Consider the following 22,099-nt stretch of genomic DNA (forward strand, 5'->3'; position numbering starts at 1 on the left):
CTGTCCTGTTCGGGGCAACGCGGCTGGTGGCGAGGGGTCCTAGTGGCGCGTCAGGTGCGTGCCGGATCGGCCGCGGCGGGGGCATGCACGATCTTCCGGCCGATTCAAGCCGCGCGCCCGCGCCCCCCGCCGGAGCGGGGGGCGCGGCTTGCCAGGCCGCTGCCGGGTTTCTAAGAATGGCGGCTCCTCCGGCGTCCTCGCGGTCCGGCGCCGGAAGGTTCGCGATCACCGAGTGAGGTCAGGCATGCGGAAGCACCGTAAGAAGACGCACCATCGGAAAATAATCGTCGCCCTCGGGGCCCTGGCCGTCGTGGGTGTGCCCTCCGCCGCCATGGCGTGCCTGGACCCGCAGGGCTCCGGCCACGCGCCCGTCGCCGCCCGGCACGACGGCCGGTCCTGGGACGACGCACCCTCCTTCGGGGGCCCGGGCGCGCAGCCGCCCGTGGCGGCCCCGGTCCAGGCGGCCGCCCCCGCGGCCCCGGCCGAGCCCGTGGCCGAGCCGGCCTCCGAGCCGCCGGCGGAGCCCGCGGACGAGGGCGCTCCGGCCGACGGGCAGCCGCAGGCGCCGCAGCCCGTGCAGCCCGTGCAGCCGCCGGCCGAGACGGCCGCCCCCGCCGCCCCCGCCGCTCCCGCCGCATCCCCGGCCCCCGAGGCCTCCGCGGCGCCCTCCGGCGCCGTGGCCGAGGTCGTCGCGCTCGTCAACAAGGAGCGTGCGGCGGTCGGGTGCCCCGCGGTCACCGTCAACGGCGAGCTCACCAAGGCCGCGCAGGACCACAGTGCCGACATGGCCGCCCACGCCACCATGTCCCACACCGGCTCCGACGGCTCCGACCCGGGGCAGCGCATCACCGCCGCCGGCTACACGTGGAGGACGTACGGCGAGAACGTCGCCTACGGCTACCCCACGCCCGCGAAGGTCATGGAGGGCTGGATGAACAGCCCCGGCCACAAGCGGAACATCCTCGACTGCTCCTTCAAGGAGATCGGGGTGGGTCTCGCCCAGCCGGGCCAGTACTGGACGCAGGACTTCGGCGCGGCCCGCTGACCCGCGCCGCCACCTCGGCGAACGCATAGAAAGGCCCCGGCTTCCCTGAGGAGGCCGGGGCCTTTCGGTCGAGCGCTGGGCAGGCCTTGCACCTGCATTCCCCCACGGGAAGTGGGGTGTCTTTCCTTGGACCACCAACGCCGGTCCCACCACCGTGTTTCCACGGCCGCGAGAACAAGATCAGCATAGCGCACGGATCCGGCCCCGCGCACCGGCCCCGCGCGCCGGGCCGTCAGCGGCCCGTGGACACGGACGGCTTGTGCCCGGGGTAGACGTGGCCGGGGGTGACCACGCTCGTGATCGCCTCGCCGAAGAGGGTGCTGGGTTCCTGGCCGCCCACCGTGACGTCGGTGTTCATCAGCAGGACCATCGTCGCCTTCTCCTGCGGCAGGTAGACCGTCAGCGTCTCGTACCCGGGGATCGACCCGTTGTGTCCGATCCAGCCCTGCACGTCGAAGATGCCCAGGCCGTAGCCGGCGCCGGGGATGCCGATGGACCGGGTCTTGAGGCGTTCGGCCTGGGTGGCGGGCGTCAGCAGGGTGCCGGTGGCGACGGTCTTCGCCCAGCTGCGCAGGTCCTGGAGTTCGGAGATCATCGCTCCGGCCGACCAGGCCCAGGAGGGGTTCCAGTCGGTGGAGTCCTCGATCTTCCCGCCGGCGGTCTGGTTGGTGTAGCCGTGTGCGTGCGGTTCCGGGAACTCCGCGCCGGTCGGGAAGAGGGTGCGGTGCAGCCCCGCGGGCTTCAGGACGTCCTGGGCGATGACCTCGCCGATCGGGCGGCCGGTGATCTTCTCCACCACCAGGCCGAGCAGGATCAGGTTGGTGTTGGAGTACTCGAACCTGGCGTCCGGGGCGAACTGCACCGGGTGCCTGAAGGAGTAGCCGAGCAACTCCTGCGGGGTGAAGGGCCGGTCGGGGTCGGTGACGAGCGCCTTGTCGAAGGCCGGGTCCTCGCTGTAGTTGAAGAGCCCGCTGCGCATGCCCGCGAGCTGGCGCAGGGTGATGCGGTCACCGTTCGGCACCCCGGGGACGTACCGCCCGATGGGGTCGTCCAGGCCGACCTTCTTCCGGTCGACGAGCCGGAGCAGGGCGGTGACCGTGAACGTCTTGGTCTCGCTGCCGATGCGGACCTTGAGGCCAGGCGTCATCGGGGCGGAAGTCGCCTTGTCGGCCACGCCGAAGGCCTTCACGTAGCTGCCCTTGCCCGGTGCCCACAGGCCGACGATCACACCCGGGACCTTGGTTTCGCGCAGGGTCCGCTGCACGGCCGCGTCGAGCTCCGCCGCGACGGCCGGGGTGAGCACCGGGAAGCCGGTGCCGGCCGACGGGGAAGGCGCCGCGCCGGCCGGCGCGGGCGCCCCGTGCGCGGAGCCCGCGGCGACCGGGGCGAGGAGTACACCTGCGGCGGCAACGGCCGCACAGGCCCGGCGCAGCCCAACGCGTATCGGCTTCACGGCACGGCCTCCTGCCGCCGGGAGCGGGACGACATCACCACCGTAGGGCCGCACCACCCCGCCCGCGCGGCGAGCCACCGACGGACGCCCGCTCTGCGGGTCACATTTCGCCGGGGCGCCGCCCCGGAGCGCGGGGGTCGCCGTGGACGAGTGCGGCGTAGTGGCCGCGCCGGTGGAGGGGGATCACCCCGAGGGCGGTCTCCGCCGTTCTCATGGGCTGGTCGCCCTCCGTAGACCCGCCGGGGCGCGGCCTGACGCTACGGGGCCGCGCGGCGGCGCCCGCCCGGCGTCACGGCGCGGAGGGCCCGTCCCCCTCCCCGGACCTGGCCAGGGCGAGCACCCCCGCGCAGATCAGGGTCAGGCCCAGCAGCTGGGGGACCAGCCACCAGTGGGTGCGCAGGTGCTCCTCGTACAGCACCACCCCCAGCGCGACGCCGACGGCCGCGTCGCCGAGGGTCAGGGCGGGCTGGGAGGCGACCAGCGGCCCGCCCTGCATGGCGTGTTCGAGGAGCAGCACGGCGCAGATGCCGCTCGCGGCGAAGCCGTAGGTCTCCCAGGTCGTCAGGAACGCCCCGAGGCCGCCCTCGCCGAGCGCGTGGACCGCCGTCTTCATCAGGGCCGCCGTGAGGGCGTAGCAGACGGCGGTGGCCGCGCCGAGGCATCCTGCCCGCAGCCGGCCCGGCGGCCGGCGCAGTCCGGCGGCCGCCAGCACGGCCGCCGCCGCGGCGCACGCCGGCAGTGCCAGCACCCAGCGGTCGGGCGGGACGTGCGTGCGGTTGCCCGTCGGCGAGGCGGCCACCAGTACGGTCCCCAGGCCCGCCACCACCGCGGCCACTGCGAGCCAGAGCACCCCCGGCAGCCGTTTGCGTGCCACCAGCGAGGCGATCAGCAGGGCGAGCGGCAGCTCCAGCACGAACAGCGGCTGCACGAGGGACAGCGCGCCCGTGGCCAGCGCGGCGGCCTGGCCCACACCGGCCGCGATCACCGCGAGGATCCCGCAGATCCACACGGGGCGGCGCAGCAGGTCGAGGACGAGCCCGAAGCGGAAGCCGTCGCTCTGCGGCACCGTGAGCGAGGCCCTCCGCTGGAGGACCGTCGCGAGCGCGTTGCTGAAGGCCGCGAACAGTGCGAAGAGGACCGGCAGTACGAAGCCCATGCACCGATCCTCACCGCGCCCGTGGCGGCGCGGCGCCATGACACCGCGCGGTACGCGCCCGGCCGCGCCCTTTCCCCCGTCCGGGTCCACGGACGGGGTGCGCCCGCACGGCCCCGGGTCAGCCCAGGTGGTCCGCGACGAGCTCGGCGAAGGCCTCCGGGGTGAGGACGGTGACGCCCAGTTCCTCGGCCTTGACCGCCTTCGAGCTCGGCTTTCCGCTCGGGGACGGGGCGCAGACCAGGTAGGCGGTCCTGGAGTTGACGCCGCTGCCCGCCTTGCCGCCGGCCCTTTCGATCAGGGCGTTCATCTCCGAGCGTCCCAGGGTCTCCAGCGGGCCGCTCATCCTGCCGGTGACGACTACGGTGCGCCCGGCCAGGGGACCCTCCGCGACAGGGCGCGGTTCCCGCGGCTCCTTCATGTTCACACCGGCTTCGGCCAGCTTGTCGATGACGGGCGCCAGCAGGGCTACCTGCTCGACGATGACCGGGGCCTTCTCCCCGCCGATGCCGTCGACTTCCTGGAGGGCGGCGGCGTCGGCCGCCCGGATCGCGTCCATGGTCCCGAAGTGCGCGGCGATGCGGCGGGACATGCTCCGCCCGGTGCCGAGCACGCCCAGGGCGCAGAAGACGCGGTTGAGCGGGCGGGACTTGGCGGTCTCGATCTGCCCGGCGAGTCTGGCCCCGCGCTTGGCGCTGCCGGAGGCGGCGGTGAGCTGCTCCTCGGTGAGGGTGAAGAGGTCGGCGACGTCGGCGACGTCACCGGAGTCGATCAGGGCCCTGACGTACGTCTTGCCGAGGCCGTCGATGTCGAGCATGTCGCGTCCGGCGGCGTACTCGATCAGGGCGGGCAGGGCGCAGGCGCTGCCCTGGGCGCAGCGCCACCGCTCCTGGTCCTTGTTGATCCCGCCGCCGCAGTTCGGGCATGCCGTGGGCAGCGGCACCTCGCGCGCGCCGGAGGGGCGCAGGGCGGTCACCGCTGCCTGGACGCGGGGGATGATGTCGCCGGCCTTGTGGACCGTCACGGTGTCCCCGAGGTGGAGGTCGCGGCGGCGGATGTCGGCCGGGTTGTGCAGGGTGGCGCGGGTGACGGTGGACCCGTCGATGTCCACCGGTTCGAGTATCGCCGTCGGGGCGAGGACACCGGTGCGGCCCACGTCCCAGACCACGTCCTTCAGTACGGTCTGCCGCTCGACGGCCGGGAGCTTGAAGGCCGTCGCCCAGTGCGGGAACCGGCTGCCGGACCCGGCCGCGGCCTGCTCGGCCGCGTCGTTCGCCTTGATCACGACCCCGTCGATGCCGAACGGGAGGACGGGGCGCAGCGCGGCTATCTCGTCGACCTTCCGCTGGGCTTCGGTGAGGGTGGCGACGACGTGCAGACCGGCGGGAGTTCCGGCGGTGGTCTGCACCCCGGCTTCGGCGACGGCGGCCAGGACCTCGGCGTGCGTGGCGGCGGCGGGGGCGAAAGAGACGCCGTCCAGCTCGACGGCACCGTAGGCCCAGAAGGTCATCGCGAGCCGGTACGGGCGGTCCTTGGCGCGCAGGGTGCCGGCCGTGCCGTTGCGCGGGTTCGCGAAGACCTGCGCGCCGTGCGCGGCACGGATCTCGTTCGCGGTCTCGAACTGCTGCCGGGTGAAGAGGACTTCGCCCCGCACCTCGAAGGTGAGCGGCACGGGCAGCCGCTCGGGCAGGCCCTCGATGGTGCCGATGACGTGACTGACGTCCTCGCCGTGGGTGCCGTCGCCCCGGGTGACGATCCGTTCCAGCCGGCCGGCGCGGTAGCGGGCGGCGACGGCCGCGCCGTCCATCTTGGGCTCGACGGTGAACCCGCCGACGGGCTCGTGGCCGAGGCGGCGCTGCAGGGAGACGCCCCAGGCCACGAGGCCGGCCGGGTCGAAGACGTTGTCGAGGCTGAGCAGTCGGGTGGTGTGCGCGACGTCGCCGGCCGGGGCGGCGCCGTCCCCGACCAGGCCGGTCGGGGAATCCGGGGCGACCTCTGCGGGGTGCGCCCGCTCCCAGGCCAGGACGGCGAGGCGGAGCCGGTCGTAGGTGGCGTCGTCGACAGGGCTGTCGCCCTCGCCGTAGTACGCCCGCGACGCATCGCGCAGGCGGCCGAGAGCGGCTTCGTAGTCGTCGCGGCCGGACATGCCGGCCGGCGCCTCATCGGCGTAAAGGCTCTTCATGTCCCTGATCCTGCACCACGGGTCTGACAACGCCCCGGGGCCGGTGAACGACCCCGCGGCGGCCGTCATCCCGGCAGCGCGGACGACTCCCCGAACGCGGCGAGCAACTGGAGCGGCCACTCGGGATCGGCCTGACCAACGGCCAGGCCGACCCAGCGGTCGGACCCGTCCGGGCGCCACACCCACACCTCGGAGGTCACACCGGAGAGGAACCCGACCGGCTCCGGTTCCTCGGCATCGAAGCCGAGGTCGGTGTCCGCATCCGTACGCGTACCGGTAGCCGTACCGGTTCCGTCGGAGTCCTGAAAAGGGTTGAGGTCCATCGCGGCCGGTGCGCCCCAGCGCCGGGTGAGGAGCTGGGCCAGGGCGGCACGGTCGGCCTCCACCCCCTGCTCGGCCTCCTCCACGAGTTCGGTGGCACGGTCCTCCCAGAAGTCCTGGCTCTCCACCAGCACGACCAGATGGTGGCCGGGTCCACCCCATCGGTCCCCCGCCCGCTCCTCCTGCTGGGGGAAGGGCAGCGCGTGCAGGTACTCGACGGTGTGGAACAACTCCTCGGCGGAGCGCGTCCTGTGGCGGGGCGGCATGCGCACAGCGTAGTGCGCGGGAATCGCGGATTCCGTCCGGGCGAAGCCGGCCGACGGTCAGGCGGTCAGGCGGTCAGGGCGTCCTCGCGGCCCGGTGCGGGGCGCGGGGTGAGCCGGGTGTACCACTCCGTGGCGAGGATCCGGTCCCGGTCCTCGGCCGGGAGCCGGGAGAGGAGTCCCGGCAACGGGCGTTCACGTTTCGCTTCGCTCCGGTGGGCGGCGATGGCGGACCACTTCCGGTCCAGCCACGGACGTACGTCGACCGTGGCCGTGACGTGCTCGTCGGGGACGCTGAGCACGGTCTTTCCCACGCCGCGCAGCAGGGCGCCGAGCTCGCCGACGCCCGAGTGGGGGTGGGTGGCCAGGTAGAGGGCGCCTGGCTGCCAGGGCTCCCCCGCCTCGGGATGGAGGTGCTCCAGGCCCGCGGCGTGGACGGCCAGCAGGGTCGCCCGGTGGGTGCGGACGTGGTCGGGGTGGCCGGTCAGCTGGCCGTACCCGTCATGGGTGACGACGACATCGGCCCGGAGCTCGCGCACGTGGCGCACGAGCCGCGCCACCACCTCGTCCAGTGGTGCGTCGAGCAACCGCGCCCGGCCGGGCGCCGAGCCGGGCACGCGGGCGTCGGCGTACCCCAGCATCCTCGGCGTGCCGGCGCCCAGGATGCCCAGGGCTTCGGCGAGTTCGGGAGCGCGGTGGCTGTCCGGCGCCCAGGTCGCGGTGACGACGGCCGTGTGCGCGCCCGCGGCGGCGTGGCGGGCGAGGACGCCGCCCGCGAGGAGGGACTCGTCGTCGGGGTGGGCGAAGACGCCGAGCAGGCTCGGTGCGGGGGCGGGGTGGCCCGTCACCGGTGGACCGGCGGGTCGGGGCGCTCGTCGGGGGACGGCCGGTTCGGGCCGGGCAGGAACCTCTCGGACTTGGCGCGGAGATGACGCGCGAGGTAGTCGGCCGCGTCGTCCGGCCGCATCCGGGCGAGCGCGACCAGGGCCGTGATGGCGGTGTCCGCGACCTCCGCCTGGACGTCCGGCCAGCCGTGGCTGTACCCCTTCCTCGGGTTGGTGCCGCGGGCTCCGATCACGGCCTGCGCCGCCTCCCCGAACTCCTCGCCGATCTTGAGGACTTGCAGGGTCCACTGTTCCTCCGCGGACACCCCGCGCTCGTCGTCGCGGCGCGCGAAGGACTCGGCGAGCCGCTCGATGAGGGGCCAGAGGTCCTGCGTACGCGTCCCGGTCACGGGCAATTCGCTCACAGAGGGCTCCATTCGGGATTCGGCCCGACCCGGCGGGGGCCGGGCCGGGCCACGGGGCTCAGTGGTTGACGAAGGTGAGGCTGGTCGCGTCGTAGCGGGTGCCCGCGATCCGCTCCGGCGACGCTGCGGCCTCGATGGCGGCCAGGTCCTCGGGAGACAGTTCGACGGCCAGCGCGGCGAGGTTCTCCTGAAGGTAGCGCTGCCGCCGGGTGCCGGGGATCGGCACCACGTCGGTGCCCCGGCCCTGCACCCAGGCCAGGGCGAGCTGGCCCGTGGTGACGCCCTTGGCCTCGGCCAGCTCGTTCAGCTTCTCGACGATCGCGAGGTTGCGTTCGAGGTTGCCGTCGGCGAAGCGCGGCTGCGTCCGCCGCACGTCGTTCTCGGACAGCCCTTCCACCGACTGGTACTGCCCCGTCAGGAAGCCGCGCCCGAGCGGGGAGAACGGGACCAGGCCGATGCCGAGTTCGCGGCAGACGGGCGCGATCTCCGGCTCCAGGTCGCGGGTCCACAGCGACCACTCGCTCTGCAGTGCGGCGATCGGATGCACCGCGTGGGCCCGCCGGATGGTCTGCGCGCCGGCCTCGGACAGTCCGAGGTGGCGGACCTTGCCCTCCTGGACGAGCTCGGCCATCGTGCCGACCGTCTCCTCGATCGGCACCTGCGGGTCGACCCGGTGCTGGTAGTAGAGGTCGATGTGGTCGACCCCGAGGCGCCGCAGCGAAGCCTCGCACGCCTGCCGGACGTAGGCGGCGTCACCGCGGACCCGGGTGGGCTCGCCCAGGCGGTTGACGAAGCCGAACTTCGTGGCCAGCACCACCTCGTCGCGGCGTCCCGCCACGGCCCGGCCGATCAGCTCCTCGTTGTGTCCGGCGCCGTAGAAGTCGGCGGTGTCCAGGAGGGTCACCCCGAGGTCGAGGGCACGGTGCAGGGTGGCGATCGACTGGGCGTCGTCCGAGGTGCCGTAGCCGTGGCTCATGCCCATGCAGCCGAGTCCCTGTGCGGAGACGGCCAGTTCGCCCAGGTAACGGGTGGGAAGGTGGGTCATGCTGATGCCTCCTGAGATCGGGTTCGTCTGCTCAGGACGCTAGGCGTTGGAGTGCACTCCATGTCAACCGTTCGACGGCCGCGGCGGCGTTCGGGGCGGGTGGAGGGCGATCGTCCAGGTGTGCACGGTGTACCGGTTCGGCTGTCCGGGGCGCGGCTCGGCGATGACCGCGGTGACGTTCCCGCCCTCGCGCCGCAGGGACACCGTCCGGCGGGGGTCCTCTTCGGCGGTGGCGGGCAGGAGCTCCGCGAGCACGGTGGCACCGAGCCGACGGTCGACGGCACGCAGCACCCCCGCGTCGAGGACGAGGATGGTGCCGTCCTCCAGGACCACGGGCCGCGCGGCCGACGGTCCGCTCAGGCGGGGACCGCGTTCGATCACGCCGCCGGGCAGCAGGCGTACGACGCGGCTGCCGGCCGGAAGGCCGCGGTCGGTCTCGACGACGCGGATGCCGGTGCCGATGACGTAATGGCCGTAGCTGCGCCAGGAGTCGACGAGGGACGCGTCGCGGTCGTACTGCCGGGTGTCGAAGGCGTCGTACCCCTCCAGGCCGAGCAGGAAGCGGCCGCCGCCGACGGCGGCGCCGCGCTTCCCGCGCAGTTCGGCGATCCGGGCGCCGTCCGCCAGGTCGAGGAGGAGGGCGGGGCCGAGATGGCCCCACGGGGTGTAGTCGAGGGAGTCCGTGGTGACCAGGACCCGGTCTCCGCTGACATGGGCGGCGTTGGGCCGGCCGGTGCAGCGGTGGGTCCAGAGGGTGTGGCCCGCGCCGTCCGCGCAGGTGACCCGGCCGACCGCGCCGTGGATGTGCAGGCCGTCCCGCGACGAGGCGAGCGGCCGGGCCTTCCCCGCGCGGCGGCGCTCGTACGGCGGAAGGCCGGTCGCCTGCCGGTACTCGACGACGCCGACGCGCCAGGGCGCGGAGGGCGTGTCCTGCGCCCGGCCGCTCTGCTCGGGGTTCGCCATGCCCGCGATGGTAGCCGCCCCGGCCGCCCCCCGGGGTCCACCGTCAGAGCCTGCGCGTTCCGCGCCAGGTCCAGCCGGCCGCGAGGACGGTGTCGCGCAGGGGGTGCTTCATGTCCCGGGTGTCCAGGCGGAACGACTCGACCTTCTGCCGCCGGCCGTCGGCCCCCTTCTCGAAGGTCCATTCCCTCTGCACGTGGCGGATGGGGCCGCGGCCGTGTTCGCGCTGCACGGTCCGCCCGGGCGGGTTCCCGGCCCGGGTCACCGCCCACTGCTCGTCCATGGCCCGCACCTCGCGCTCCTCGGGCAGCAGCCGCATCCAGACCTTGAAGGTCCGCTCCACCTGCCGCCGGGTCACGCCGGAACCGGTGGCGGGTTCCACGACCCGCCACTCCGCCACGAGGTGCGCCCCTTCGCCGGACGCCTCGCGCACGCCGAACGGCACGTCCGTGCCGGTCAGCGCGAGCAGTGCCGCGCGCAGTTCGGTCGCGGGCGCCGCCGGGACGTCGCCGTCCGGGCGCATCGTGCCCATGTACCGGTCCCAGAGACGGCCCATGGTCAGGACCCTTCGCCTTCGCCCGAGTCCGGCCGGACGCTGCGCACGAACGACCGGAAGTCGGCGACGACGGCGTCGTGCTGGGCCGCGGTGGCGGTCAGGGCGAGCCGGAGCACGGCCCGGCGGCCGGGGTCCGAGGTGTCGACGAGGGCCAGGAACACCTGGGACTGGACCAGGTCGCGCCGGACGTCCCCGGCGACGGCGGAGAAGGTGACCCGCTGGGTGAGGGCGGGGGAATCCGCGGGCCCGGCCTGTCGGCGCTGGACCACCTGGACGGACTCGGCGACCTCGCGCAGCCGCTGCACCGAGTCGTCGGCGAGGTCGACGAGGGTCGCGCCCTCGGGCGGGAATCCGCCGTCGATGGTGATGTTGGCGGCGAAGCCGGCGTCCGGCCGCGGGTGGACCGCGGCGAAGGCGACACCGGGGTCGAACGCCTCCCGGTGGGCCGGGAGCCAGCCGTCGGGCAGGTGGAACTCGATCGGGACGGGCAGGGTGGTGGGCATCTGGGGCCCTCCTTCCAGGGGGGAGTACATCAGTCGAACCAGTCGGTGACGGTGTCCTTGACGTCGCCGGCGGTGTCACCCACGAAGTCGGCCACGTCTCCGGCGGCCTTGGTCACCTTGCCCGGGTCCACGGTGATTTCGAGGCCTACGGCGCCACCGAGGCCGGGGGCGATCCCGGCCTTGCCGCCGAGCTTCCACGCACCGGTGTCCTTGTCCTTGCGCAGGCCCCAGGAGGCTTCCGCGCCCGCGCCGGCCCAGCCCTCGCCGGTCACGCCGACGCCGATGCCGCCCGCTTCCACGCCTGCGGCGCCGGATGCCTTCGCTCCGGCGAAGGCCTTCGCGCCGACTCCGACCTCCGTCTTGGTGACCTTCGCGGTGGCCGAGGCCTCGGCGCCGGCGAATCCCTCGACGCGCCCGTAGCCGCCCACCTGTCCGTACTCGGCGCGGCCCTCGACGAGGGACCTGATGCCCGCCGAGGCCTCGGCCTTTCCGGAGACGCCCTGGTCGGTGAAGCCCCAGTTGGCGCTGGCGCGGGCGCCGGCGTACATGTCGTCGACGCCGGAGAGCGTCCAGCGTCCGTCGGTCATGGAGCCCTTGGCGGTGGCGTGGAAGAGGTCGGCGTAGGCCTTGACCGAGCCCTCCTTGCCGTACTTGGTGCCGCTGATGGAGAAGCCCGCGGCGGGCCCGGTGACCGTGGTGGGGTCGTGCTTGTCCTGCGGGGCGGTGTCCGCCGGCAGGGTCTTGGGAGCCTTGGACAGGTCGCCCTCGGGGTGGGCGTTGAACCCGTTGAACGTTTCGTCGGCGCCCTTGCCGAAGCCGTCCTTGTTGCTGTCGACGACGGCGGCGCTGAGCGCCGCCCTGACGTTCTGGTCGAGCTCGGACACGGCCCGCACCCGGTCGTCGATGTGCTGCTGCCACTTGCCGACGGCGTCGGTGACGGCCTTCTGCCCGTCGGGGTCGTGGTGGTAGGCGCTTCGCTCGGCCGGGGTGAGTCTGGCGTAGTCGAAGGCGACGCGTCCCTGTTCGGAGACGGTCATACCGGCGGCCACCGCGTCGTCGCGGGCGCTCTCCAGCTTCTTCTTGAGGTCGGTGAAGCCCTCGTGGGCGTCGCGCAGGAGGCTGGCGATGGCCTTGGCCTGCGTCTGCGCGGCGGCGTACTCGTAGCGGGTCGCCGTAAAACCGGAGTGGGCGGTACCGGCGCTGACGCCGGTCCAGTTCGGCCCCGTGGTGATCTTCTGGACGGATTCGCCGTAGCGGGTCTCGACCTTCTTCAGCTCGCCCGCCATCGAGTCCCACTTCGCGGCCGCCGTCGTGAGCAGGCCCAGGTCCGTGGTCATGACCTCGTAGTAGTTCAGCACCGCGGCTCCCCCTACAGGCCGTTCAGCTTGGAGCCGGAGGCCGCCGTGCGGAGCTGGTCGCCCACGCCCGTGTCGTTGCCGGTGATGAGGCTGCTCGCGCCGCGCAGCGCGGTCTTCTCCCCCGCCAGCCGGCCCATGAGGGTCTTCACCTGCTGGTCCCACGTATCGGCCACCGTCTTGAGGCCGATGGCCGTCTCCCAGCCGTCGAAACCCTTGCCCGCGGCGCCGGTCGCCTCGTCGGCGTGCTCGGTGGCCTTCTTGGTGTTCGGCTGGAGTTCGGTCTCGATGGTGTTGGCGGCGGCCTTCTTCTCCGCCGGGGTCGAGGCGAAGTCCGGTCCGGCGCCCGGGGCGAACGGCCCCATCGGGCCCGGTGCCCCGTTCAGCCGCGTGCCCACCCGCCGGTCCGCACCGCCCCCGCTCCCACCACTCCACAACTGGCCGGATTCGTCTGGCATATCGATTCTCCCCGTTGGCAGGCCACCGATCCTATGCATGACAATCGGACAGGTCCCCGGCCCCCCTGGGCTCCACGGAAAACCCTTGCCAGATCCTTACGAAGCCGGTCCGGACGGGGTGTCGACACGTATGGCCGACTCCTCCGGGAGAAGGGGGAAGCGGCCGGTTCCGGGCTGATTTCCCTCGGTACCGGACCGGTCGGTGTGGCCGGGAACCGCCGCAGGCGCGTCGAGGAACTCCGCCACGGTCGCCACGAAGCGGGCGGGGTCGTCGATCCACGGGTAGTGGCCCGCTCCGGGCTGCACGACGAGCGTGGCGTCGGGAAAGAGCTCCGCGAATCCGGCGACCATCCCGGGCGGGCTGTTCAGGTCGAACTCCCCGGCGAGCAGCAGGACCGGGCCCTCGAAGGCGCCGAGCGCCTCCCGGGTGGCCTCGGGGTCGAACGCGCCGTCGGCGGCGAAATGGGCGACCGCGTCCGGGTTGCGCGGCTGTCCGGACTCGTGGTGCTCGCGCGCCGCGGCGTCCCACCGGCCGCAGAAGAAGGGTGCGAGGGCCGCCCGTTCGGCCGGCCCGCCGGCGCCCCTGGAGACCGCCTCCAGGGCGGCGAAGGCCTCGGGGAACCACGGCTCGTCCTTCCGCAGCAGGGCGAGCTCGCGTCGCGCGGCACCGCCGGCGTCGATGCCGACGGCGCGGGCACCGGGACCGATGAGGGCGAGCCTGCCGGTCCTCTCCGGGTACCGGGCCACGTACCGGGCCGCGAGGTTCGCGCCGCCGGAGTGGGCGAGCAGATCGGTCCGGGCGAGCCCGAGGTGTGCGCGCAGGGCCTCGACGTCGTCGACGAGGCGGTCGCACCGGTAGGAGGCGGTGTCCTCGGGGACGGCGGAACGGCCGGTGCCGCGCGGGTCGGGCAGGACCAGCCGGCGGTGGCGGGCCAGACCGCCGAGGTCGCCGAGGTAGCGGGAGTCCGTGGGGCCGCCGGGGAGGCAGAGCAGGGGGTCGCCGTCGCCGATGGTGCGGTAGGCGAGGAGGGTTCCGTCGGGTGCGGTGAAAGTGGGCATGGGACGGATCCTGCCACCCACAACCCGGTTGTACAACCTGGTTATACAACCGGGTTATGAACGCCGCCGCCCCCGGTGTATAACCGAGTCATGACAGGTACGACGGACATGGCGGGCCACTCCGGGGCGCTGAGCGAGGAGCAGGCGGGGCGGATCCTCGCCGAGATGAACGAGGTCATCCGGGCGGGCGAGGAGATGCGCGCGCTCCGCTCCGAGATGATCAGGGTGCTGGTGGGTCTGGGCTGGACCCAGGAGCGGATCGCCCGGCTCACGGACATGAGCCAGCCGGCGGTGTCCAAGCAGGTGGTGAAGTACCGGACGGAGGACCCCGCGCCGTCCCCGATGGAACTCTCCCTCCACCAGCACGACGCGCCCTGGCTCGAAGGACGCCTGTGGGGTCTCGCCGAGGAGATCTCCGAGACCCTCGGCGCCACGGCCCGCTGCGCCCGTCACGTCGACGCGTTCGCCCGCGGCCGCAGACACTTCACCCCGCGGACGGTGGACGAGCTGCGGCGGCTGGTGGAGGAGGACCTGCGGCTGCGCCGGGACGAGCTGCCCGGAGCCCACCGGGAGGCGTACGACGAGATCAGCCGCGGCCTCGACGTCCCCGCCCAGCCCCTCGCGGCCGCCACCGGGACGGCCTCCGTACGGCGTGCGCTGGCCCACCGCATCCAGCGCGACCGGCTCGGGGGTACGGCCTGAACCGGGTGGTCACTCCCCCCGCAGGGCGCCCCGCAGACCGGACTGGCTGATGAGGATGCCCCCGTCCACGGGGAGGGTCACCCCGGTGATCCAGGCGGCGTCGCGGGACGCCAGGAAGGCCACGGCCGCCGCGATGTCCTCGGGCAGGCCGACCCTGCCGAGCGGGTAGTGCCCGGCGGCGGCTTCCAGCCCGGCCTCGCGCCCCGCCCAGCCGTCGGTGTGGACCGTACCGGGGGCGACCAGGTTCACGCGGACACCCCGGGGGGCCGCATGGCCGGCGAGCGTCCGGGTCAGTCCGGCGAGGCCCGCCTTGGCCGCGCTGTAGGCGTGGTTGCCGAAGTCCTGCTCGCCGTTGACCGAGCCGATGCTGACGATCGCGCCCCGGCGGTCGGGGGGCCGCCTCGACCGCGGTACGGTCGGCCACGTCGCAGGCCAACGACTCGACTCCCCGAACCGGGAGTCCCCCGCACCGCAGGGGCCGCCCGCTTGCGCGAGCGGCCCGTGGCCGGGGGCCGGTGGTGGGTTACGGAGCCATCTCGTACGAGCCCGACAGGGCCTCGACGCGCTCCCATACGCGGGCCGAGCGGGCGGCGTCCACGACCGGGCGGCGGACCGCGCCGAGTGCCCAGGCCTGCTGCTGCCCGGTGGCGGAGTCCTTGCCGTGCAGTTCCACCGCGTGCGCGGAGAAGTCGCGCACCAGGACCGCGAACAGCTCGTCCAGCACGTCCTCGTCGAGGCCGGTCAGGCGGGCCTGCTCCAGGATGAGCTGGCCGTGGACCACGAGCGCGAACAGCTGGCCGACGGCGAGCAGGAGGTCGAGGTCGCGGCTCTGCTCCTCGTCCGGCGCGGCGGTGGCGACGAACTCGCACAGCGCGTCGGCCTGCTCGCGGAAGCGGGCGACGTTCGGCACGGCGGCGTAGGCGTCGTAGGCGGGGCGCCAGTCGTGGAAGCGTACGGAGCCCAGGCCGCGGGCGGGCCCCTGGCGGAAGAGGAAGGCGTCGTCGGCCGCGTCGTGGCGGGTCGGTACGGGGGCGTACTCGACCGGCTCCAGGAGGTGGTTGCGCATGAACTTGAGGATCAGCGCGAGGTTGACGTGGACGGTGCCTTCGAGCTTGGGCAGGCCCCGGATCTCGACCGCGGCGTTGGCGAAGTAGGTGTCCTTCTCGAAGCCCTTCGCCGCGATGACGTCCCACATCAGGTCGATGACCTTCTCGCCCTCGGTGGTCACCTTCATCTTCGTCATCGGGTTGAAGAGCAGGTAGCGGCGGTCCTCGGGGCCGGCCGAGCGGAAGTAGTCCACGGCGCGGTCGCTGAAGAGCTTCATGCCGACGAGGCGGACGTAGGCGTCGGCCAGCTCCCGGCGCACGTGCGGGAACGCGGTGACCGGGCGGCCGTAGAGGACGCGGTTGTGCGCGTGCGTGACGGCCTCGTACATGGCGTGCTCGCAGATGCCGATGGACGCGGTGCAGAGGTTGAACTTGCCGACGTTGACGGTGTTCAGGGCGGCGTCGAAGGCGGCGCGGCCGGTGTGCAGGACGTCTTCGGCACCGACCGGGTAGTCCTCCAGGCGGAACTCGCTGACGTACTTGGAGGAGTCCACGACGTTCTTCACCAGGTGGTACGCCGGGTGGCGGCTGTCGGCGGCGAAGAAGACGTACCCGTCCGGGCCTTCGACGTCGGTGCGACGGCCGAAGACGGAGACGAGCCCGGCGGCGTTCCCGTTGCCGATGTAGTACTTGGAGCCGGTGGCGCGGAAACCGCCGTCGCCGTCGGGCTCCAGCAGCATGTCCGTGGAGTAGATGTCGGCGCCGTGGGTCTTCTCGGACAGGCCGAAGGCGAACACCTCGCCCTGGGCGAGGAGTTCCGCCGCGCGGGCGCGGGCGGCGGCGTTGTCGCTCTGCCAGACCGGGCCGAGGCCGAGGATGGTGACCTGCCAGGCGTACCAGTAGTCGAGGCCGTAGAAGCCGAAGATCTCGTTGAGCGCGGCGATCCGGGCGGTGTCCCAGCGCTGGTCCTCCTGCCCGGCAGCGGAGGCCGGGGTGAGGAAGGTGGCGAACAGGTTCTCCTTGGCGGCGAACGCGAGGAAGTCCCCGAGCCAGGCGCGGTTGCGGTAGTCCTCGATCAGCCGGCGCTTGCCCCGGGTCTCGAACCAGTCGACGGTGGCACGCAGCAGCCGGCGCGTCTCGGGGTCGAAGTGCGCCGGGTCGTACGTGTGCGGGTTGAACAGCAGGGCGTCGGCCATGGAGGTTCGCCTTCCTGAGGTTGCGGATGAGGGGTACGGAACGAGCGGTGCGCGGATGCGGATCGGGGCGGGCGGTGCGGCTCAGGCGGGCGGGGGCCCGCCGAGCCGGTGGAGGGTGGCGAGGACGTCATCGAGCCAGGCGATGGTCATCCGTTCGTACGCGATCCCTCCGCGCAGCACGACGTGCTGGAGCTCCCGGCCCTGGTCGAGCGGTACCGGAGCGTCGGGCCCGGTGAAGTCGCGGCGCTCTCCCGCGAGGTAGTGCGCGAGCCGGCCGCTGTGCACGGCGTGGTGCCGCTCCACCTCGCGGATCAGCGCGGCCGGGTCGTCGAAGGCCGCGCCACGGATCTTCACGGCGAGGTCGTGGCGCATGCTCTCGGGTTCGATCGGCTCGTGGAGCCAGCGGGAGAGGGCGGCGCTGCCGGGCGCGGCGACGGAGTACTCCTTCTTGTCCGGCCGGCCCTGTTGTGCCACCTCGCGGACGGCGAGCATGCCGTCGCCCTCCATCCGCTTGAGCACGCGGTAGATCTGCTGGTGGGTGGCCGTCCAGAAGTAGCCGATGGAACGTTCGAACCGCCGGGCCAGCTCATAGCCGGAACCCGGCTTCTCCAGCAGGGAGACGAGGATCGCGTGTTCGAGCGCCATGCCCCGATCTTTCTATGCAACTCGTTGCATAGACAAGCGCCGGCGCCCCGGTGAGACGCGGCTCACCCACGACCCGTCCGCGACTCACCCGCGGCCGGCCGTGACCCGGCCCGGGGTGAATCGTTTCTGTCTACGTCGCAGATACACACCCGCGTCCCCCCGCGGCATCAGCGGCACGAGGGTCCGGGGACCTCCATCACTCCCCGGGCCCTCGCTCCCCCGCCGCGCCCGCCACCGCCGACGCCGTCGCGGCCCCTAGGGTTGGGCGCGGACGGCCGGCGGGCCGCACCGGGCGGGCGTACGAGGAGGGCGTGGACATCGTGGCGGCCAACGGCGACGGCACGGGCGGGCGGGAGCTCTTCGAAGTCCCCCGGGAGGTGTCGTACTTCAACACCGCCGGCATCGCCCCCACCCTGACGGCGTCCCTGGAAGCGGGCGGGGCCGCCCTGGCGTGGCGGGCCAGGCCCTGGAAGATCCGTACCGACGACTGGTTCGACGGCGCCGAGCGCCGCCGGGCCCTCTTCGCCTCCCTCGTCGGCGCCACCGCCGCGGACATCGCCCTCATCCCCGCGACCAGCTACGGATGCGCCACCGCCGCCGCCAACGTGGCCGTCGGGCCCGGCCGGCAGGTGGTCGTCCTGGACGGCGAGTACCCGTCGGGCATCTACACCTGGCGCCGCTGCGCGGCCGAGCGCGGGGCGGAGCTGCGCACCGTGTCCCGCGCGCCGGGGCAGGGGTGGACCGAGGCCGTGCTGGAGGCGATCGGCGAGCGGACCGCCGTGGTGTCGGTACCGCAGGTCCACTGGACGGACGGGGCCTCGCTCGACCTGGTGGCGGTCTCCCGGGCGGCCCGCGCGGCCGGGGCGGCACTGGTGGTCGACGCCAGCCAGTCCGCCGGGGCCGTACCCCTCGACGTCCGCGAGGTCCGGCCCGACTTCCTCTTCGCGGTCGGCTACAAGTGGCTGCTCGGACCCTTCGGACTGGGCTACCTCTACGTCGACCCCGCCCATCACGGCGGCCGGCCGCTGGAGGAGAACTGGATCGTGCGCCGGGACGCGCGCGACTTCAGCCGGCTCGTCGACTACCGCGACGCCTACCAGGACGGCGCCCGCCGCTTCGACGTGGGACAGCGCACCGCGTTCGAGCTCACGCCCATGGCCGTGGCCGCGCTGGAGCAGATGAACGCGTGGACCCCGTCCGGGGTCGCCCGGGCCCTCGCCCGGCACACCGCCCGCATCGGCGAGGCCGCCCTGGCGGCGGGCTGGACGGTACCCGAGCCGCGCGGCCCCCACATGCTCGGCGTCCACCTGCCCGCGGGTGTGAGGCCGCGTCTCCTGGAGTACCTGGAGGCACGGGGCATCCACACCGCCGCGCGCGGTGACGCCCTGCGGATCAGTCCGCACATGCACACCACCGACGAGGACGTCGACCGGCTCACCGCCGCGTTCCGCCGCCACCACTGATCCGGAGAACGGAAAGGCCCCGGCCTCCCTGAGGAGGCCGGGGCCCGATCGAGCGCTGGGCAGGCCTTGCACCTGCATCCCCCCACGGGAAGTGGGGTGTCTTTCCTTGGACCACCAACGCCTGTCCCACCACCGCGTTCCGCAGGGGCGAGCTCTAGATCAACTCTACCGCACCGATCCGGCCCCGGCGGACACCCCCGTCAGTCGACGTCGAGGTGGTAGGCACCGGCCCGGGCGTCGGCGAAGAGGGTGAACTGCACCTGCTCACCACCGGGGTCGTCACCGCTGTCCACCTCCACCGGTTCGGCGTCCACCAGGACGTACTCCCCGTACCCTTCGAAGTCTCCCGGCCCGTCGGCCACACCGATGTGGATCGGCGTCTCGTCGGGCAGGTCTGCGAGTGCCGCGCGCAGTCGCGCCGCGGTCCACACCTGTGGGGCGTGGTCGAACATGTCAGCCATGCCCCGAGGTTAGGGCCGTTGCCCGTACGCGCCTCCGCGCCGCGCCGCGCACGCGCGGCGGTGGCGGCATACGGGTGGAACCACCGGGGGACGACGGCGCGACTTCGGCTTTCTCCGGAACGCAAGAGTGCGGCGGATCTTCACGGAAGGGCAGTTGCGCCCGCGTGTTGGCGGGTAGCATCCGGCAGCAACACCGTGAGGTATGAGGAGAGTGAGCCGCTATGGCGAACGAGTCGGACACCACACCCATCCACAACGTGTACGCACAGCGGTTCGCCGCCGATCTGGAGACCAACCGCAAGGAGCAGGAGCTCGTCTCCGTCCAGATCACGGAACTCGAAGTGCGACTGGCGCAGTTGAAGTCGGACGAGAACTGGCTGCTCGGCATCCAGGGCACCCTGCCCTCGGAAGCGGAGAAGGAGCGGGCGGCCGCCGCCCCCGCGACCGCCCCCGCCGATGACACCCGGGACGCACCGGAGGCGCCCGTCACGCCCGCGGCGTCCGCGACGGGCCCAGCCTCCGGTGGCGTGCCCAAGCCCCGGCAGGCCAGGAAGGCGACGGGAACGACCTCCCGCGCCAGGACGGCCACACCCGCCAAAAAGGCCTCCTCCGCCGCGCCGGCCGGCACGAAAGCCGACGTCAAGGCCGAATCGAAGGCCGGCGCGAAGACCTCGCCCAAGGCCGTGACGAAGGCGCGGGCCACCACGCGCAAGTCCGCCGCCCCGAAGCCCCCGGTGGCCGCCACTGTCCCCGAGCCGAAGGCCGACAAGGCCGGTAAGACCGGCAGGGCCGCGGAACCGCCGCTGCGCGAGCTGGTACTGGCCCTCCTGGTCGGAGCCGCGGAGCCCCGCCTGGTCAGCGAGGTCGCCTCCGCCCTGATCGAGGCCCACCCCGGCCGGCCGACCTCCACCCAGGTGGTGCGCAACGCCCTCGAAGCCCTCGCCAAGAAGGGCTCCATCGAGAAGGAGCACAAGCAGGGCTCGGTGATGTACACCGCGCCCCGGCCCGCCGCTCCCGAACCGGCCCCGGCCCCGGCCCCGGCCCCGGCCGCGGCCGCGGAACCCGTCGCGGAGCCCGTCGCCGCCCCGGAGACCGTGGCCGCGGAGGTCTGACCGCCCGGGACGACAGAAGGCCCCGCCCTCCGTGAGGAGGACGGGGCCTGGTCCGAGCGCTGGGCAGGCCTTGCACCTGCATCCCCCCACGGGAAGTGGGGTGTCTTTCCTTGGACCACCAACGCGAGTCCCACCGCCGCTTGCGCGGCCGTAAGAACAAGATCAATGTAGCACGACGTCACCCGGGGCCCAAAGAGGAGCGCCGGACGGCGCCGTGCCTACAATGGCGGAATGATCTTCATTGTGGTGAAATTCGCCGTCAAGCCCGAATACGTCGACCAGTGGCCCGAGAAGGTCGCGGAGTTCACCCGCGCCACCCGGGCGGAGCCGGGCAACCTGTGGTTCGAGTGGTCGCGCAGCCTGGAGGAACCCGACACCTACGTGCTGGTCGAGGCCTTCCAGGACGACGCGGCGGAGGCACACGTGACCTCCGATCACTTCCGCGCCGCCCTGGAGACGATGCGTCCGCTGGTCGCCCGGACCCCCGACATCGTCAGCACCACCATCCAGGGCGCCACCGGCTGGAGCCGGATGGGTGAGCTCCAGGTCGACTGAGCGTCACCTCCGGTTCCGCGCCCGGGCCCCGTCGGCCCATTCGTCGGCGGTGGCGCGGGCGCGGGCCACGTAAGGCCGGGAGGCCAGGGTGACGGCGGCCGAGAGCAGGGCGACGACGGTGATCGTGACACCGGGGGCGAGGTACTGGGCGGCGCCGCCGGCGATCGCGGCGCCGAGGCCCTGACAGGTCATCCGGCCGGCGGACTCGACCCCCTGGACCTGCCCGCGGACCGCCTCGGGGGTCAGTTCGAGGAGGGCCTCCTGCAGGGGCAGGGTGGCGGCGAATCCGATGCCGGACACGAACACGGCCGCCGCGACGACCGCGACGGGCGGGGAGAAGGCGAACAGCAGGTACGGGACGGCCAGCAGCAGCCGCAGGGCGAAGGCGTGGCGCCGCCGCCGCTCGGCCGTGAGCAGGCGCCCGACGGCCAGGTCCCCGAGGAGCATGCCGGCCGACCCGGCGGCCAGCAGGGTACCGGCGTCCCGGGGCGCGTAGGAGATGAACAGGGCCTCGCAGCCGACGATCAGCCCGTTGGGCACCCAGAGGTTCAGCAGCAGCGCGCGTCGGCCCGGGTGGGAGAAGAGCGCGGCGTTCGTCGTCCAGGTCTGACGCAGTCCGGGGCGGCGGGTCAGCCGGATGGTGCGTTCCCGGACGGTGGTCGCGACCACCACCAGGGAGAGCGCGGCCAGGGCCGAGGCGACGCCGATGAGCCCGCGCGGGCTCGTGTACCGGAGCGCCAGCGCCCCGACGGCGTAGCCGAGGATCGCCGTGCCGCCGGAGGTGATGTTGATCAGGGAGCGGGCCAGTGCGTACGCGGAGACGGGCACCACTTCGGCGAGCAGCCCCATGCGGGTACCGGTCCCCAGGGACTGGAAGAACCCGAGCAGCAGGAGCAGGGCGAACCTGACGGTCAGCGGGATCCCCGGGACCGCCTGCGCGGCCACTCCGGCGAGCGTGAGGCACTGGAGCGCGACGAGGGTGCGGCGGGGGCGGCGGCCGTCCGCGACCGACATCAGGGTCAGCGCTCCGAGCACCGTGGCGAAGGTCGCGCCGTACATGGTGACGGCGGTGAGGAAGGGCGAACCTGTCTGCCGGTCGACGATCGTGCCGAGGGCGAAGCCCGACAGGGTGGCGGCGGCGGCCGTCAGGGTGAATCCGGCGTAGAGGCCGGCGAATTCGCGGGACCGGAGCAGGGCCCGGTATCCGGCGGGGGCGGCTGCGGGGCCGCCGGTGGCGGGGGCGTGGGAAACGGAGTGGTCGGAAGGCATGAAAAAAGCCTCCGAACGTGCGCACCGGGTGCGCCGCCGAAGGCCAAC

At 73.4% G+C, this 22,099-nt stretch carries 22 protein-coding genes and 1 pseudogene; 5 read left to right on the forward strand and 18 right to left on the reverse strand.

The genetic code is table 11. From position 1 onward, the window contains the following. Positions 1-244: 244 nt before the first annotated feature. Positions 245-1,045, forward strand: a complete 801-nt coding sequence (locus SLAV_RS03235) for a CAP domain-containing protein (RefSeq protein ID WP_100660770.1) — start codon at positions 245-247, stop codon at positions 1,043-1,045. A gap of 232 nt (positions 1,046-1,277) precedes the next feature. Here SLAV_RS03235 and SLAV_RS03240 read toward each other — a convergent pair whose 3' ends face one another. The 13 genes from SLAV_RS03240 to SLAV_RS03300 form a co-directional block, all read right to left on the reverse strand. Next, on the reverse strand, positions 1,278-2,498 hold the full coding sequence (locus SLAV_RS03240; protein WP_051840722.1) for a serine hydrolase domain-containing protein: 1,221 nt from the start codon (positions 2,496-2,498) through the stop codon (positions 1,278-1,280). Positions 2,499-2,787: 289 nt separating this feature from the next. Then, positions 2,788-3,654, reverse strand: coding sequence for a DMT family transporter (locus SLAV_RS03245; protein ID WP_030229195.1), 867 nt, complete (start codon positions 3,652-3,654; stop codon positions 2,788-2,790). Between the two features lie 118 nt (positions 3,655-3,772). Continuing rightward, entirely contained in the window at positions 3,773-5,833 is a 2,061-nt protein-coding gene (gene ligA, locus SLAV_RS03250) for an NAD-dependent DNA ligase LigA (protein WP_030229193.1), read from the reverse strand. A 65-nt stretch (positions 5,834-5,898) separates the two neighbouring features. After that, complete coding sequence (locus tag SLAV_RS03255) at positions 5,899-6,420, reverse strand: hypothetical protein (RefSeq protein WP_030229190.1); 522 nt, start codon at positions 6,418-6,420, stop codon at positions 5,899-5,901. Between the two features lie 65 nt (positions 6,421-6,485). Then, positions 6,486-7,265, reverse strand: a complete 780-nt coding sequence (locus SLAV_RS03260; RefSeq protein WP_030229188.1) for a PIG-L deacetylase family protein — start codon at positions 7,263-7,265, stop codon at positions 6,486-6,488. Continuing rightward, positions 7,262-7,666: a MazG-like family protein gene (locus SLAV_RS03265; RefSeq protein WP_234333541.1), complete on the reverse strand. Its 405-nt coding sequence runs from the start codon at positions 7,664-7,666 to the stop codon at positions 7,262-7,264. The genes SLAV_RS03260 and SLAV_RS03265 overlap by 4 nt, the downstream gene beginning before the upstream one ends. Before the next feature lie 58 nt (positions 7,667-7,724). Next, positions 7,725-8,711: an aldo/keto reductase gene (locus tag SLAV_RS03270; protein ID WP_030229185.1), complete on the reverse strand. Its 987-nt coding sequence runs from the start codon at positions 8,709-8,711 to the stop codon at positions 7,725-7,727. 63 nt (positions 8,712-8,774) lie between these two features. Further along, positions 8,775-9,674 (reverse strand): hypothetical protein, encoded by a 900-nt coding sequence (locus SLAV_RS03275; protein ID WP_051840720.1) that lies wholly within the window; start codon positions 9,672-9,674, stop codon positions 8,775-8,777. A 43-nt stretch (positions 9,675-9,717) separates the two neighbouring features. Then, positions 9,718-10,227, reverse strand: a complete 510-nt coding sequence (locus tag SLAV_RS03280; RefSeq protein ID WP_030229182.1) for a hypothetical protein — start codon at positions 10,225-10,227, stop codon at positions 9,718-9,720. A 2-nt stretch (positions 10,228-10,229) separates the two neighbouring features. Next, on the reverse strand, positions 10,230-10,730 hold the full coding sequence (locus SLAV_RS03285) for a hypothetical protein (RefSeq protein ID WP_030229180.1): 501 nt from the start codon (positions 10,728-10,730) through the stop codon (positions 10,230-10,232). A gap of 29 nt (positions 10,731-10,759) precedes the next feature. Beyond that, complete coding sequence (locus SLAV_RS03290; RefSeq protein WP_051840718.1) at positions 10,760-12,088, reverse strand: hypothetical protein; 1,329 nt, start codon at positions 12,086-12,088, stop codon at positions 10,760-10,762. Between the two features lie 11 nt (positions 12,089-12,099). Beyond that, on the reverse strand, positions 12,100-12,543 hold the full coding sequence (locus tag SLAV_RS03295) for a hypothetical protein (RefSeq protein ID WP_037686964.1): 444 nt from the start codon (positions 12,541-12,543) through the stop codon (positions 12,100-12,102). A 96-nt stretch (positions 12,544-12,639) separates the two neighbouring features. Beyond that, complete coding sequence (locus tag SLAV_RS03300) at positions 12,640-13,602, reverse strand: alpha/beta fold hydrolase (protein WP_078950263.1); 963 nt, start codon at positions 13,600-13,602, stop codon at positions 12,640-12,642. 90 nt (positions 13,603-13,692) lie between these two features. Here SLAV_RS03300 and SLAV_RS03305 point away from each other — a divergent pair, with 90 nt between their 5' ends. Further along, positions 13,693-14,304, forward strand: coding sequence for a hypothetical protein (locus tag SLAV_RS03305; RefSeq protein ID WP_030229173.1), 612 nt, complete (start codon positions 13,693-13,695; stop codon positions 14,302-14,304). A gap of 9 nt (positions 14,305-14,313) precedes the next feature. On the opposite strand, the pseudogene SLAV_RS03310 reads toward SLAV_RS03305, so the two are convergent. From SLAV_RS03310 to SLAV_RS03320, 3 genes and pseudogenes are all read right to left on the reverse strand, one after another. Beyond that, a pseudogene (locus SLAV_RS03310) lies at positions 14,314-14,688 on the reverse strand (SDR family NAD(P)-dependent oxidoreductase); the annotation flags it as partial. Between the two features lie 139 nt (positions 14,689-14,827). After that, entirely contained in the window at positions 14,828-16,546 is a 1,719-nt protein-coding gene (locus tag SLAV_RS03315; protein WP_030229169.1) for an acyl-CoA dehydrogenase family protein, read from the reverse strand. Positions 16,547-16,627: 81 nt separating this feature from the next. Continuing rightward, positions 16,628-17,191 (reverse strand): PadR family transcriptional regulator, encoded by a 564-nt coding sequence (locus SLAV_RS03320; RefSeq protein ID WP_030229166.1) that lies wholly within the window; start codon positions 17,189-17,191, stop codon positions 16,628-16,630. A gap of 311 nt (positions 17,192-17,502) precedes the next feature. Here SLAV_RS03320 and SLAV_RS03325 point away from each other — a divergent pair, with 311 nt between their 5' ends. Next, the gene (locus tag SLAV_RS03325; RefSeq protein WP_199922147.1) at positions 17,503-18,654 is read left to right on the forward strand and encodes an aminotransferase class V-fold PLP-dependent enzyme; all 1,152 of its coding nucleotides are present in this window, start codon (positions 17,503-17,505) and stop codon (positions 18,652-18,654) included. A gap of 200 nt (positions 18,655-18,854) precedes the next feature. Here SLAV_RS03325 and SLAV_RS03330 read toward each other — a convergent pair whose 3' ends face one another. Next, the gene (locus tag SLAV_RS03330) at positions 18,855-19,115 is read right to left on the reverse strand and encodes a DUF6225 family protein (RefSeq protein ID WP_030229162.1); all 261 of its coding nucleotides are present in this window, start codon (positions 19,113-19,115) and stop codon (positions 18,855-18,857) included. A gap of 221 nt (positions 19,116-19,336) precedes the next feature. Here SLAV_RS03330 and SLAV_RS40825 point away from each other — a divergent pair, with 221 nt between their 5' ends. Both SLAV_RS40825 and SLAV_RS03340 read left to right on the forward strand, forming a co-directional pair. Beyond that, on the forward strand, positions 19,337-20,227 hold the full coding sequence (locus tag SLAV_RS40825; protein WP_030229160.1) for a hypothetical protein: 891 nt from the start codon (positions 19,337-19,339) through the stop codon (positions 20,225-20,227). A gap of 231 nt (positions 20,228-20,458) precedes the next feature. Continuing rightward, a complete protein-coding gene (locus tag SLAV_RS03340) occupies positions 20,459-20,782 on the forward strand; it encodes a putative quinol monooxygenase (protein ID WP_030229157.1) in 324 nt (107 codons plus the stop codon). Between the two features lie 3 nt (positions 20,783-20,785). Here the strand turns inward: SLAV_RS03340 and SLAV_RS03345 are convergent, their stop codons facing one another. Next, entirely contained in the window at positions 20,786-22,051 is a 1,266-nt protein-coding gene (locus tag SLAV_RS03345; protein ID WP_051840716.1) for an MFS transporter, read from the reverse strand. Positions 22,052-22,099: the final 48 nt, after the last annotated feature.

The sequence above is a fragment of the Streptomyces lavendulae subsp. lavendulae genome (assembly GCF_002803845.1).
Taxonomy (GTDB): Bacteria; Actinomycetota; Actinomycetes; order Streptomycetales; family Streptomycetaceae; genus Streptomyces; species Streptomyces lavendulae.

Coding starts and splice junctions, on each gene's coding strand:
- SLAV_RS03275 (WP_051840720.1), bottom strand. CDS start 9,674: ATGGCGAACCCCGAGCAGAGCGGCCGGGCGCAGGACACGCCCTCCGCG.
- SLAV_RS03235 (WP_100660770.1), top strand. CDS start 245: ATGCGGAAGCACCGTAAGAAGACGCACCATCGGAAAATAATCGTCGCC.
- SLAV_RS03270 (WP_030229185.1), bottom strand. CDS start 8,711: ATGACCCACCTTCCCACCCGTTACCTGGGCGAACTGGCCGTCTCCGCA.
- SLAV_RS03315 (WP_030229169.1), bottom strand. CDS start 16,546: ATGGCCGACGCCCTGCTGTTCAACCCGCACACGTACGACCCGGCGCAC.
- SLAV_RS03300 (WP_078950263.1), bottom strand. CDS start 13,602: ATGCCCACTTTCACCGCACCCGACGGAACCCTCCTCGCCTACCGCACC.
- SLAV_RS03280 (WP_030229182.1), bottom strand. CDS start 10,227: ATGGGCCGTCTCTGGGACCGGTACATGGGCACGATGCGCCCGGACGGC.
- SLAV_RS03345 (WP_051840716.1), bottom strand. CDS start 22,051: ATGCCTTCCGACCACTCCGTTTCCCACGCCCCCGCCACCGGCGGCCCC.
- SLAV_RS03285 (WP_030229180.1), bottom strand. CDS start 10,730: ATGCCCACCACCCTGCCCGTCCCGATCGAGTTCCACCTGCCCGACGGC.
- SLAV_RS40825 (WP_030229160.1), top strand. CDS start 19,337: ATGGCGAACGAGTCGGACACCACACCCATCCACAACGTGTACGCACAG.
- SLAV_RS03305 (WP_030229173.1), top strand. CDS start 13,693: ATGACAGGTACGACGGACATGGCGGGCCACTCCGGGGCGCTGAGCGAG.
- ligA (WP_030229193.1), bottom strand. CDS start 5,833: ATGAAGAGCCTTTACGCCGATGAGGCGCCGGCCGGCATGTCCGGCCGC.
- SLAV_RS03295 (WP_037686964.1), bottom strand. CDS start 12,543: ATGCCAGACGAATCCGGCCAGTTGTGGAGTGGTGGGAGCGGGGGCGGT.
- SLAV_RS03340 (WP_030229157.1), top strand. CDS start 20,459: ATGATCTTCATTGTGGTGAAATTCGCCGTCAAGCCCGAATACGTCGAC.
- SLAV_RS03245 (WP_030229195.1), bottom strand. CDS start 3,654: ATGGGCTTCGTACTGCCGGTCCTCTTCGCACTGTTCGCGGCCTTCAGC.
- SLAV_RS03330 (WP_030229162.1), bottom strand. CDS start 19,115: ATGGCTGACATGTTCGACCACGCCCCACAGGTGTGGACCGCGGCGCGA.
- SLAV_RS03255 (WP_030229190.1), bottom strand. CDS start 6,420: ATGCCGCCCCGCCACAGGACGCGCTCCGCCGAGGAGTTGTTCCACACC.
- SLAV_RS03320 (WP_030229166.1), bottom strand. CDS start 17,191: ATGGCGCTCGAACACGCGATCCTCGTCTCCCTGCTGGAGAAGCCGGGT.